Origin of the sequence: Mesorhizobium sp. B3-1-8, assembly GCF_006439495.1 — a bacterium.
Classification (GTDB): Bacteria; Pseudomonadota; Alphaproteobacteria; order Rhizobiales; family Rhizobiaceae; genus Mesorhizobium.
Map to the genome: position 1 here is coordinate 1 of NZ_VFTK01000053.1, position 12,094 is coordinate 12,094.

Below are 12,094 nucleotides of genomic sequence, written 5' to 3' on the forward strand. Positions count from 1 at the left end.
TCGGGGCTAATCACGAACGTGATCGACACTTTTGCCCAACGAAGCTAATCGCGGACCTCAGAGATTAGCCGAAGCGCCCGAACTTCGTCATCCACGGGCGGAGCAAGGAGCGAAGCGACGCGCGCAGACCCGAGGATCCATTCCGTGACCTCGCGCGAGGGATGCAGCGGAGCAGAATTCTGGACCGTAGAAACGCCTCAACGTCACGGAATGGATTCCATGGTCTGCGCCGCGTCGCTTCGCTCCTTGCTCCGCCCGTGGATGACGAAATCGCGATGGGCGCTCGGGGCTAATCACGAACGTGATCGACACTTTTGCCCAACGAAGCTAATCGCGGACCTCAGAGATTAGCCGAAGCGCCCGAACGTCGTCATCCACGGGCGGAGCAAGGAGCGAAGCGAAGCGCGCAGACCCGAGGATCCATTCCGTGACCTCGCGCGAGGGATGCAGCGGAGCAGAATTCTGGACCGTGGAAACGCCTCAACGTCACGGAATTGATTCTATGGTCTGCGCCGCGTCGCTTCGCTCCTTGCTCCGCCATAGAATGACGAAATCGCGACGGCCAAGGCCAATTTTCAAGGCTGCAATTGCCGCTGAAATTTCTACGACGAACTGCATCCGGCTGGTATTATCGGCGATTGCAGACCAAAGCGAACCGGAACACCCCATGCTTGCCAGACCCGACGCCTATCGCTGCATCGAATGCGGCCTGTCTTACCGGGCGCCCGGGTTCTCGTACTATCACGGCCTGATCGAGGAAGGCCCCGCCTACTGGACCGATCGCGGCCTATTATGCTCGCCGCAATGCTCGCTCGCGCATCACAAGAAGCGCAAGGCGGAAGGCACGCTGCCGCAGGAGCCGGCGCCCGATCCGTTCGAAGTCCCGTCGCTGCTTAGGCGCTGATCGATCCCTCAGCGTATGCTGCGGCCCACCGTCTGCAAGGCCAGAAAGGCCTTGTAGCGGCGATCGTGCCACGTCCGCATGGCGTCGGCCGCCGGCCTGAAAACATCACCAAGCCGGGACATGGCAGGCATGGCGGTCGAAAGGTCCGCATACCGGCCGGATGCCACCGCTCCGAGCATCGCGGCACCCAGCAGCACCGGCTCGGGCGATTGCGGGGCGGCGACCGGCAGGCCGGCAGCGTCGGCAAGCAGTTGGCGCACCAGCGGCGACTGCCCGGCGCCACCGCTGATGACGATGGTGTCGACGGCAAGACCGGATGAGGCCATCGCCGCCACGATCTGACGCACGCCATAGCCGAGGCCGCAAAGCCCGGCGATATAAAGGCCGACGAGACTTTCGACGGAACGGTCGGTGCCGAGCCCGGCGATCAGGCCGCGCGCATCCGGATCGGCCAATGGCGAACGATTGCCGAGGAATTCGGGTACGACATGGATGCTTCCCGCAAGCGTGGCGGCAGCCGACAGGTCCGGCGAAGCCGCCGTGGCGGCCGCGGCCAGCCAATCGACCAGCGATTTGCCTTCGGCCGCGGCGCGCGCGGAAGCCTCCGCTGCGGCCGGATGGAAACGCACTAGGAGATCGATGGCCGCCCCGGCCGCCGACTGACCGCCCTCGCTCAGCCAGAATCCCGGCACCATGGCGGAATAATAGGGTCCCCATACGCCCGGCACGAAGGCCGGACCTTCACTGCTTGCCATGGTGCAGGCCGAGGTGCCGAGCACATAGGCCATGCGTGAGGCGATGGTACCGGCATCGCCGGCAGCGCCCACCGTGCCGACGCCGCCGGCATGGGCATCGATCAGCCCGGCGGCCACGATTGTGCCCGCAACCAGTCCCAGTTCGGCCGCAGCCTTCTCCGTCAGCCCGGCGCCAAGCGCCGTGCCGGGATCGACCACTTCGGTGCCGATGCGGGCAAAGCCCTCGTCGGCAAGCTCGCCGAGCCCGACGGCATGGAAATAACTGTCGTCCCAGCGCCGCTCATGGCCGAGATAGGTCCATTTGCAGGCCAGCGTGCAGACCGAGCGGGCAAGGCTGCCCGTGGCGCGCCAGGTCAGGTAATCGGCGAGGTCGAAGAAATGCCGCGCCCCGGCGAAGGTCGCGGGCAGGTTCTCCTTGAGCCACAAAAGCTTCGGAGTCTCCATCTCCGGCGAAATGACGCCGCCGACATAGTCGAGGACCGGATGCCGCAGGGCGTTGATGCGCCTGGTCTGGTCGAGGGCGCGATGGTCCATCCAGACGATGATGTTTCGATCGCTGTCTCCCGAACGGCCGACCGGCAAGGGCTCGCCATCGTCGCCGACCACCACCAGGGAACAGGTCGCGTCGAAGCCGATGCCGCCGATTTCCCGGGGATCGACGCCCGCCTTCCCGACCGCCTCGCGCACGCTGGCGCACACCGCCTGCCAGATGTCGCGGCTGGATTGCTCGGCGATCTCGCCGGGCTCGATGAAGAGAGCAATGTCGCGCTTGGCGGAGGCAAGGAGTTCGCCGCGCTCGTCAAAGACGCCGGCGCGCGCGCTGCCGGTGCCGACATCGATGCCAAGGAAGTGGGAAGGCATTTGGGGACCTCAGAAATTAGGCAGTAGGCAGTAGGCAGTAGGCAGTAGGCAGTAGGCAGTAGGCAGTAGGCAGTAGGAGATGGTCAGTGTTGAATGGCCGGACGCAAGGGCCTCTTTCCCTATTCCCTACTGCCTAATTCCTACTGCCTACAGATCATTGCTCTGCGGCAGGATCACCAGATCGCGAATGGTGACGTTTCTCGGCCGCGTCAGCATGAACAGGACGGCGTCCGCGACCTCGGTGGGCTGCATCAGGCCACCGGCCGCCAGCTCGTCCTCAAGCTTCTGCTTCGGCCAATCGCTGATCAGCGCCGTCACCACCGGCCCTGGCGCGACTGCGCCGACGCGCAGGCCGTGCTTGGCGACCTGCCGGCGCAGCGTGTGGACGAAGGCCTGGATGGCGTGCTTGGAGGCCGTGTAGACCGGCTCCCAGACGACAGGCACAAGACCCGCGATCGAACTGGTGACGATGATGTCGCCGGTCTTGCGCCCGACCATATGCGGCAGCACCGCGTGCACCGAGCGGAACACCGAGTTGATGTTGAGGTTCAGCATGCGGTCCCAGGCATCCGGATCGCCGTTGAGTATCTCGCCGCCGACATAGGAGCCGGCATTGGCGTGGAAAATGTCGAGCTGGCCGGCCTTGTCGAGGATGCCGGGCATCATGGTCGCCACGCTGGCGGGGCTGGTGAGGTCGACCACCAGCGGGATCGCGCCGGCGCCGAGCTCGCCGACGACCTCCTTCAGCCTGTCCTCCGCCCGGTCGACCAGCACGACGCGGGCGCCGGCGGCAAGCATCGCCCTGGCGCATTCGAGGCCGATGCCCGATGCCGCGCCGGTGACCGCGGCGACTTTTCCCGAAAGATTGTGAGCCATGTGTACCCTTCTCGTTTGAACTGTTCAGGCGCGGCCGTGAGAGGCACGGGAGCGGCGCGCGAGGGAGTCGACGATCACGGCGATGGCCAGAACGGCACCGGTGATCATGTAGCGAAGCGACGAGGACAGATCGAGCAGCGTCAGGCCGCTGGCGATCGACTGGATGACGATGATGCCGAGCAGCGCGGAATAGGCGCTGCCGCGGCCGCCGAACAGGCTGGTGCCGCCGATGACTGCGGCCGCGATGGCGTTCAGGTTGACGTCGCCGGTGCCGGCCTGCTGGCTGGCGGAGGCGAGCCTGGCGGCGGCCAGCACGCCGCCCAGCGCGGCGAAAAGCGAGCACAGCGCGAAGGCGCTGAGATAGATGGCGCGGACCTTGATGCCGGCACGCCGCGCCGCCTCGCGGTTGCCGCCGACGGCGGTCATCGAACGCCCCCACTTGGTCCGGGTCAGCGCATAGTTCATCGCAACGACGAGGCCGACGAAGAGGCCAAACATCCACGGGATGCCGCGCGACTGGTTGAGATAAGCGACGATCAGCTCGAGGCCGACGGTTATGACGGCGACTCGCACAATGAGCCCCGTCACGGACGGTGCAGACAGGTTGGCCGCGCGGCGGCGCGCGAAGGTGCGAAGCCCGCTGACCAACATCGCCAAGCCCGGGATCGCCGCCAGCAAGTGGGAGACCCATTTCGGCATCACCATCAGCTGGCCGAAATCCACCAAAGCGGAGCCATAGGGCAGGTTGATCGAGCCGGTGGAGCCAAGGATGTAGAGCTGCATGCCCAGCACCGCGAGCAGGCCGGCGAGCGTCGAGACGAAGCTCGGCATGCCGAGCCGGTTGAACAAAAGGGCATAGAGCGAGCCGATCAGGGCGCCGAAGGCCAGCGCCGCGAGGATCGCCAGCGCGACCGGCCAGCCCTGGTTGACCCAGAGCGTGCCGACCATCGCTGAAGCGAAGCCGCTGATCGAGCCGACCGAGAGGTCGATCTCGCCGACCATCAGCACGCAGACGATGCCGAGCGCGATGACGCCGACCGTCGAGCAGTCGAACAGCAGATTGACCAGGTTGCTGCTGGAAACGAAGACCGGATTGAGACTGGTGAACACGGTCCAGATGACGACGAGGCCGACGATGACCGGCAGCGAGCCGAGATCGCCGCTGCGCACGCGGTCGAGGAAGGCGCGGACCGCCCCACTGAGGCCTGCCTCATGCTTCACGCGCGCATCGGCGCGGTCGAGCGCCAGCGGGGCGGAGGTGCTTTTCTCTGCCGTCATGGGCGCTGCTCCCCAGCCTGTGCGTTGCCGCTGTGATCGCGCTCCATGCGCAGGCGCTCGGCGCGCCGCGACACCGCGTTGTTGGACGCGCCGGTGATGGCGCTCACCAGGTCCTGGTTCGAGGCATCCGGTTCGAAGACGCCGTTGTTGCGCCCCAGCCTGAGCACCACGATACGGTCGGCGACGGCGCGGACATCCTCCATGTTGTGGCTGATCATCACGACGCCGAGGCCGCGCGCGCGGACGCGGTCGATAAGGTTGAGCACCTCCGCCGTCTGGGCAACGCCAAGTGCCGCGGTCGGCTCGTCTAGCAGGATGAGTTTCGGTTCGAGCAGCAAAGAGCGCGCGATCGCAACGGTCTGGCGCTGGCCGCCGGACAGCGAGGCGACCGCCTCGCGCACGCTCGGAATGCGCGCCGACAATTCGTTGAGCAGCGTCCAGGCGCGCATCTCCATCGCCACCTCGTCCAGCCGCAGCGGGCTGAGCTCGTTGCCCAGGAAAATGTTTGCGACGACGTCGAGGTTCTCGCAGAGCGCGAGATCCTGGAACACCGTGGCGATGCCAAGCGTCAGTGCCGCGCGCGGGTCGGGCAGCGTCACCGCCCTGCCGCGGAAATTGATTGTTCCCGAGCTCGGCTGATGCACGCCCGCGAGGATCTTGACCAGCGTCGACTTTCCGGCGCCGTTGTCGCCGACCAGCGCGACGACCTCGCCGGCATGGACGTCGAAGTCGATATCGGTCAGCGCCGAAACGGCGCCGAAATTCTTCGATATGCCGCGCAGGCTGAGCACCAGCTCGCCGACGGAAGCCGATCTTTCGAAACTCTCACTCATGCGCCGCCTTTCGTGACAGTCGTTCCCTGGACATCCGGCCGCCGACGGGCGGCCGGATGTCCTATGATCAGTTGGTGATGCCGAGCTTCTTGCAGCCCTCGGCATAGCGGTCGACGCAGAGCTCGGCGGCCGTGTTGATCTTCTTGTCGATGATCTCGGCCTTGAGGTTCTCCTGCGTCACCACCGCCGGAGTGAAGAGCTGCGAGGGCGTGTCGTAAAGCGTCATCTCGGCCTTCGGCGTCTCGCCCGACAACAGCTTGACGGCAACGTTGGCCGCAGCCGCGGCGACGATCTCGCTCGGCTTGGAGATGGTGTTGTACTGGTCGCCAGCGATGATCAGCTGCAAGGCCGCGATCGTCGCGTCGTTGCCGGTCACCGGCGGAACCGGATCGACGCCGGCCGCCTTGAAGGCCGCGATCGCGCCGCCGCCGGTGCCGTCATTGGCAGCAACGACGCCGAGGATCTTGGCGCCGAAGCGCGTGATCTGGCCGCTCGCCCACTGCTGTGCCTTCGGCGGCGCCCATTCCGGCGTGTCGAACTCGGCCAGGATCGGATAGCCGCTGTTGTCGAGGCCCTCGTGAATGCCCTTCTTGATCAGGCCCGCGGCAGCGTCGGTCGGCGAGCCGTTGATCTGCAGCAGGCCGCCGCCGGCCGGGTCGACCTTGAGCGCTTTCAGATGCTCGACCAGCGAGTCGGCAATGGCCTTGCCGATGCCTTCATTGTTGAAGGACACGTAGAAATCGGCGGGCGCGGTCGGGATCGGCCGGTCATAGGCGATGACCTTGACGCCCTGGCTCTGCGCCAGCTTGACCAGCGAGGCGGCGGCGGTCGAATCGACGGGATCGAGGACGATCGCCTTGGCGCCCTGCGAGATCACAGAATTGAACTGCTGCTGCTGGCGCGCCGCATCGGCATCGGCGTTCTGGTAGATCACCTTGCAGCCCGGGCAGAGCTTCTTCATCTCGGCGACGAAGCCCGGATAGTCGTGCTGCTCGTAGCGGGTCGATGCCTGGTCGGGCATCAGGAAGGCAATCGTGGCGTCGGTGACCGTGTCGGCGAATGCCGCCGTGGTGCCGAGCAGCGAGAGCGCGAACGCGGCCGCGATTGTCGATTTCAAGGCAAACGGCGATTTCCATGCATATCTGGTCATTCGAATGTCTCCGTTTTCAAGCAATGGTTTCACGAGGACCTGCGCGATGGCTGGCGCGTCAGGCCTTAACTGCATGTCGAACTGTTGGAAGGAGTATGATCAGCGGCGGCCAAGGATCGATCCGATCCCGGTAAGCCGCGCAAACATCCTCCTGAATGTGCTGGATCTCGGGACAGGCGATCCCCAGCACAGGGTGACCTTCACCCCGCGTCCTTCCTTCCCTGAATGTCTGTTTGTTTGACGCAATTCCGGACGGAGGCTACGGCAAGGTCGCCGCGTTCGACCGCTTCGTAATTGCTCTAAGCTCCTCCCGCTTCCTCCCTGTTAGGCGGCAATCTCCGCGTTGACGTTCTCAGCCAGCAAGGCCCTGAAGCGCGAAGGCGACATGCCCTTCTGCGCCAGGAACTGGCGGTTGAAATTCGAGATGTTGTTGTAGCCGGCGGCGTAGCAGATTTCGGTGATCGACATCTGCGCCTCGCTCATCAGCAGCTGGCAGGCGAGGTTGATGCGCAGCCGGTTGACATACTGCACCAGCGCCATTCCGGTGTGCCGGCGGAAGCTGCGCGAGAAGGCGCTCGGACTGCGCCCGGCGATCTCGGCCAGAGTGCCTTCGCTGAAGGGCTCGGTCAGGTGGCAGTTGATATAGGCGAGCGCCTGGTTGATGCCGGCCGACATGAAGCCGGACGGGTCGGGCAGATAGCCGGCGCTGGCCAGCGTGCGGACGTCGCCGGCGCGGCTCAAGATATCGAGCACGGCCATGAACAGCGACAGCCGGCGCACGCCCTGCGCCTCGGTCAGCTCCGCCAGCAAGGGCGCCGCAAGCTCAGCCGTCGCCGCCGAGAACAGCGCGCCGCGGCGGCTGGTTTCGAGGATGCCGGCGCAGGCGGCAAGTTCGGGCAGCGCGGCGGAAGCCTCGGCGATAAATTCTTCGGAGAACTGCACGACGCGGCCGCGCAGCGGCACGGTTTCGCCCGGCGGCACGTCGCTGACCCAGTTGTGCGGCAAGTTGGGCCCGGTGAGCACCAGATTGCCCGGCTCGAACTCGCCGATGAAGTCGCCGACGAAATAGCGGCCGGTGGTGGCGACGACCAGATGCAGCTCGTATTCAGGATGGAAGTGCCAGCGCACGGTGCGGAAAGGATAGCCGTGGGCCCAGGCCTTGAACGACTCTCCCTGTCTGATCTGGACGACTTCCAGGTCCGGATTCATCTTCATTTCCTCCCCGCGCGGGTCCGGTCTTGTGACCGGTTGCTGCGCTTCGTTGGGCAACCCGTGTATTCCCACTGGCCGCCTCTATTGAAAGCTTAGGCGGCAATTGAAGCGCCTGCCACCACGGCTTGTCCACCCGACCGATACTTTTTTGACGTTTCGGAGCAGGTGGAGAACGGCTCACGAACATAAACAGCGACGGATGCGGTGTGCGGCGCGCACCGAGAAACACCCGCACTCAGACCGATCCCTGCTCCTCGCCACGCACCCGGAAAGCGTCGACGGCAATCGCCAGCAGGATCATCGCGCCGCCGATCATCTGAATGTAATAGGCGGACACGTTGATCAGCTGCAGCCCGGTCTGGATGACCGTGATGAGGAGCGTGCCGCCGAGCATACCAAGCACCCGTCCGCGCCCGCCAAGCAGGGATACGCCGCCGATGACAGGAGCCGCGACCGCGTAGAGCAGGGTCGTGCTGCCCACGGTGACGCTCACGCCGCCGAGATAGGACGCGTAGAGGAAGCCGGCGAGACCGGCAAGGAAGCCTGACGCGGCGAAAGCGCCGAGCCGAGCGCGCCGCACGTTGATGCCGGCCGCATGCGCGGCCCGCCGGTTGCCGCCGGTGGCGTAGAGATTGCGGCCCCAGGCTGAATAGGCAAGCACGATATGCGCCGCCAGATAGATAACGAACAGCGCGACCGGCATGATCGGCCATGTGCCGATCGTCGCGCTGCCGATATAGGCGTATCCTTCATCGGCTATGACCAGCGTGCGGGCCTGCGTGGCGCCGAGCACCGCGCCCTGCAGGAACAGGCCCATGGCCAGCGAGGCGATGAGCGAGTTCATCCGCATGTAGGAGACGAAATAGCCGTTGACGGCGCCAATAAACGTGCCCGTCAGCACGGTTACCGCGACGGCGACGGTCCAGTGCGCGCCGTATTCCTGCATGGCATAGGCGCCGATCATGCCGGAAAAGACGAGATTGCCGACGACCGACAGATCGATTTCGCCGATCAGCAGCGTGAAGGACACGGCCAGCACCAGCACGCCCAGCGTGGTGGCCTGCACCAGCACGTTCTGCAGGTTGCCTTCCGACAGGAAGAACGGATTGAGGACGCCGGCAAGGAGGCTGAAGACGATGATCAGTATCCACACCACATTGTCGAGAAGGAATTTCCTGCCGTTCATGTCGTCCTGCGTCCTGTCACGGTTTTTCCCTCAGGGACCTGGCGTCGGCGATGGCGCCGACCGTCAGGCCCTCGGCCGAAAGCGAGCGTTCGATGCGGCCCTTGGAAAAGACGACCACGCGGTCGACCAGCCGCTGCATCTCGTCGGGATCCTGCGCAATCAGCAGGACCGCGACGCCGCGTTTGGTGGCGTCATCGATGAGGCGATGGATGTGTTCCTTCGCCGCCACGTCGACGCCGATCGTCGGTTCGTCGAGCAGCAGGATCGCCGGATTTCGCTCCAGCAGGCGGCCAAGCAGGATTTTCTGTTGGTTGCCGCCACTGAGCTTGCGGATTTCCTGATCCGGCCCGTCCATCACGACGTCCATTGCCGCGCGCGCCCGGCGCACGCGGCCGAGCATGCCGGAGCGGCTGATCGCCCATCCGGCCTGGCGAGGCCAGTTGCCGAGGCTGAGGTTTTCCGCGATGGACATCGAAGCGACATGCCCTTCGCCGATACGGTCATGCGTCAGATAGGCGATGCCGGCGGCAAGGCTGTGGGCCGGCGAACCGAGCCGGACCGGGCGGCCGTCGACCAGAACGCGGCCGGACATGACCGGGAGGAGCCCGCCGAGCGTGCGCAGCAGCTCTTGCGGGCCCTCGCCAAGCAGCCCGACAAGCCCGACGATTTCGCCGCGACCGATGGTGAGATCGACCGGGCCGCCGCCGGGGAAGCACAGATCGTCTATCTTGACGACCGGGGGCTTTGGTGCCGCCGACCTGGCGCGCCGGAATTCCTTCACATCGCTTCCGGTGATCAGCCGCGCCATGCCGTCGGCGGACAGCGATCCTGCGACGCCGCCTGCTGCGACCTTGCCGTCGCGCAGCACGGTGTATTCGCTGCAAAGCTGGCGGACTTCGTCATTGTGATGCGAGATATAGACGAAGGACGTGCCTTGGGCGGTCAGCGCCTCGACCCATTCCATGAGATGCTGGCGCTCGCGCGCCGCAAGCCCCGCCGTCGGTTCGTCGAGGATGATCAGCCTGGCATCGCCGGCCACGGCCTTGATGATGGCGAGCCGCCTGCGGTCGCTGGCATTGAGATCCCCCGCGCGCCGCCGCGAGGGGACGTGCATGGCGTGACTTTCCAGGAGAAGGGCGGCCTGCCGGTGCAGTTTGCCCCAGTCGACCAGGCCACGGCGGCGCGGTAGGTTCGGCAAAAGCAGGTTCTCGCCGATCGACAGGTCCTCGAAAATCTCGGAGTGCTGCGACAGCAGATACAACCCACGCTTGTTGCGCGCGGTGAGCGACAGCGACGAGACATCCTCGCCGTCGAGCAGGATATTGCCCGCGTCGGCGCGCACGAAGCCGGCGACGACATTGGATAGCGTCGATTTGCCGGCGCCGTTCTTGCCGAGCAGGCCGTGGATCGCGCCCTTGCGTACAGACAGCGACACGCCGTCGAGCGCCGAAACCGGCCCGTATGCCTTGAAGACGTTGTCGACGACCAGCACGGGCCGGCCGGACGGCGTCGCCGCGGCAAACGGCCCTTCGCGTGTCCGGCGTGCGCCGTCTGCCGGCTCGCGATCTGACTGCGTCATCGGCCGCCTCCCCATTCCAGGTCAAGGAGGGCGCGGCCGATACCGCGCGCCCTCGCCCGCCGGTTCTCAACCGGCGTTCTGTTCCATCTTCCAGACCTTGGTGACGACGTTGGCCCAGTGGCGCGGATCGTCGGCGTTCTCCTTGGTCAGGAAGTAGGGTGGTATGGTCAGGAGCGGCCCGGACGGGCTGTCGGCGATCGTTCCCTTCTCCCAGAAGTACTTCTTGTTCTCATACGGGCCGGTCGGCACCCGCTGACCCTTGAGCGTGTACTGCTCCAGCAGATCCACGACGATCTCGACATAGGCGATCGGATCCTGGGCGATGTCGGCATCGATCTCGCCGGCCTTGACCCATTCGAGCGCGTTGGGCGAGGCGTCGATGCTGGTCAGGATGATGTGCTTCTCATGACCGACCGGGAAGAGCCGCTTCTGCGTCTCCATGGCCTTGCGGGCATCGACGACGAAGATGTCGGTGGGCATGTGGATGGCGTCGAGGTCGGGGCGCTCGCGCAGCGTGGCGGAGACGACGGCCAAAGCCTCTTCATGCTGGTTGTTCTGCGGCCGCGAGATGATCTCGATGTCCTTGTATTTGGACTGCAAGGTCTCCTCGAAACCCTCCTTGCGGTTGCGCAGGGCGACCGCCGTCAGCGAGCCGTAATTGTTCAGCACGCTGCCCTTGGGCGAACCATATTTCTTGGTCAGCAATTCGGCCGTCTTTTCGGCCGCCATGACGCCCGACTGACGATTGTCGAAGGTGACCGAAGCGGCGACGGTGCCGCCGGTGAGCGGCGTGTCGACCATGCCGACCGGAACGCCAAGCGACTTGGCCTTCTTCGTAAGCGGGATGAGCAGTTCGGAATCGAGCGCGTCCGAGATGAGGTAGCGCGGCTTCTGCAGCAGCAGGCTGTTCCAGTCGTTCACCTGCGCGTTGGAATCGCCGTTGGCATCCTTGCCGACGAATTGCAGTCCCAGGCTTTCGGCCTTGCGCTTCAACGCCTCCTGCAGGACGACGAAAAAGAAAAAGCCGAGATAGGGCGTTTCCCAGGCCACCACTTTCGAGAGCTCCTGCACGCCGGCGGAACCGCTTCGGGCCATTACGCCAGCGGCGGCGCCCGCCGCGGCGCTTGCAAGCAAAGCGCGGCGGTTCAGTCTGAAATTCATGATGTTCGACATGGTTATCCTCCCTTCCCAAAGGCAATTGACCGGTCGCGGGTGCGACACGCACCAGCCCGCGAAACCGCTCGCTGACCGGCAAAGGCTCCTCCACTGCCGGCCGCTACGACGGAAAAGCTAACCAAGCGAAAATGGCGATGCCACCACGCCCCTGACGCATAACCGATACTTTCTTGTGCTCTTGTGCTTCGAGCGCGACCGTGATGGCGGTCCTGCGCTGGATGCAGAGGCAAGCCGCGAGAGCAAGAAAGTACCAGGCAGGCATCGGATTTCTGGTGGTGAAGCCA

10 protein-coding genes are annotated in these 12,094 nt (G+C 65.2%); 1 reads left to right on the top strand and 9 read right to left on the bottom strand.

All coding sequences use genetic code 11. The features are described 5' to 3' along the window. The first annotated feature begins 667 nt into the window (after window positions 1–667). Complete coding sequence (locus tag FJ424_RS30960; protein WP_140659557.1) at window positions 668–904, top strand: hypothetical protein; 237 nt, start codon at window positions 668–670, stop codon at window positions 902–904. Window positions 905–912: 8 nt separating this feature from the next. On the opposite strand, the gene FJ424_RS30965 is transcribed toward FJ424_RS30960, so the two are convergent. From FJ424_RS30965 to FJ424_RS31005, 9 genes are all read right to left on the bottom strand, one after another. Then, a complete protein-coding gene (locus FJ424_RS30965; protein ID WP_140659556.1) occupies window positions 913–2,520 on the bottom strand; it encodes an FGGY-family carbohydrate kinase in 1,608 nt (535 codons plus the stop codon). A gap of 147 nt (window positions 2,521–2,667) precedes the next feature. Then, window positions 2,668–3,396: an SDR family oxidoreductase gene (locus FJ424_RS30970; RefSeq protein WP_140659555.1), complete on the bottom strand. Its 729-nt coding sequence runs from the start codon at window positions 3,394–3,396 to the stop codon at window positions 2,668–2,670. Between the two features lie 24 nt (window positions 3,397–3,420). Then, the gene (locus tag FJ424_RS30975; protein ID WP_140659554.1) at window positions 3,421–4,674 is read right to left on the bottom strand and encodes a sugar ABC transporter permease; all 1,254 of its coding nucleotides are present in this window, start codon (window positions 4,672–4,674) and stop codon (window positions 3,421–3,423) included. Then, window positions 4,671–5,507 (bottom strand): ATP-binding cassette domain-containing protein, encoded by an 837-nt coding sequence (locus tag FJ424_RS30980; protein WP_140659553.1) that lies wholly within the window; start codon window positions 5,505–5,507, stop codon window positions 4,671–4,673. The genes FJ424_RS30975 and FJ424_RS30980 overlap by 4 nt, the downstream gene beginning before the upstream one ends. 67 nt (window positions 5,508–5,574) lie before the next feature. After that, window positions 5,575–6,657 carry a sugar ABC transporter substrate-binding protein gene (locus FJ424_RS30985; RefSeq protein ID WP_140659552.1) on the bottom strand — a complete coding sequence of 361 codons (1,083 nt, stop codon included), beginning with the start codon at window positions 6,655–6,657 and terminating at the stop codon, window positions 5,575–5,577. Between the two features lie 324 nt (window positions 6,658–6,981). Continuing rightward, window positions 6,982–7,866, bottom strand: coding sequence for an AraC family transcriptional regulator (locus FJ424_RS30990; RefSeq protein ID WP_140659551.1), 885 nt, complete (start codon window positions 7,864–7,866; stop codon window positions 6,982–6,984). Between the two features lie 238 nt (window positions 7,867–8,104). Next, a complete protein-coding gene (locus FJ424_RS30995; RefSeq protein ID WP_140659550.1) occupies window positions 8,105–9,055 on the bottom strand; it encodes an ABC transporter permease in 951 nt (316 codons plus the stop codon). A gap of 16 nt (window positions 9,056–9,071) precedes the next feature. Continuing rightward, window positions 9,072–10,634, bottom strand: coding sequence for a sugar ABC transporter ATP-binding protein (locus FJ424_RS31000; RefSeq protein WP_181181619.1), 1,563 nt, complete (start codon window positions 10,632–10,634; stop codon window positions 9,072–9,074). Window positions 10,635–10,700: 66 nt separating this feature from the next. Further along, a complete protein-coding gene (locus FJ424_RS31005; protein ID WP_140659549.1) occupies window positions 10,701–11,807 on the bottom strand; it encodes a sugar ABC transporter substrate-binding protein in 1,107 nt (368 codons plus the stop codon). Window positions 11,808–12,094 lie beyond the last annotated feature (287 nt).

What these genes read in the sequence shown, in the direction of transcription:
- FJ424_RS30985 (WP_140659552.1), bottom strand. Translation starts at nt 6,657, where the DNA reads ATGACCAGATATGCATGGAAATCGCCGTTTGCCTTGAAATCGACAATC.
- FJ424_RS30960 (WP_140659557.1), top strand. Translation starts at nt 668, where the DNA reads ATGCTTGCCAGACCCGACGCCTATCGCTGCATCGAATGCGGCCTGTCT.
- FJ424_RS30965 (WP_140659556.1), bottom strand. Translation starts at nt 2,520, where the DNA reads ATGCCTTCCCACTTCCTTGGCATCGATGTCGGCACCGGCAGCGCGCGC.
- FJ424_RS30995 (WP_140659550.1), bottom strand. Translation starts at nt 9,055, where the DNA reads ATGAACGGCAGGAAATTCCTTCTCGACAATGTGGTGTGGATACTGATC.
- FJ424_RS30990 (WP_140659551.1), bottom strand. Translation starts at nt 7,866, where the DNA reads ATGAATCCGGACCTGGAAGTCGTCCAGATCAGACAGGGAGAGTCGTTC.
- FJ424_RS31005 (WP_140659549.1), bottom strand. Translation starts at nt 11,807, where the DNA reads ATGTCGAACATCATGAATTTCAGACTGAACCGCCGCGCTTTGCTTGCA.
- FJ424_RS30970 (WP_140659555.1), bottom strand. Translation starts at nt 3,396, where the DNA reads ATGGCTCACAATCTTTCGGGAAAAGTCGCCGCGGTCACCGGCGCGGCA.
- FJ424_RS31000 (WP_181181619.1), bottom strand. Translation starts at nt 10,634, where the DNA reads ATGACGCAGTCAGATCGCGAGCCGGCAGACGGCGCACGCCGGACACGC.
- FJ424_RS30975 (WP_140659554.1), bottom strand. Translation starts at nt 4,674, where the DNA reads ATGACGGCAGAGAAAAGCACCTCCGCCCCGCTGGCGCTCGACCGCGCC.
- FJ424_RS30980 (WP_140659553.1), bottom strand. Translation starts at nt 5,507, where the DNA reads ATGAGTGAGAGTTTCGAAAGATCGGCTTCCGTCGGCGAGCTGGTGCTC.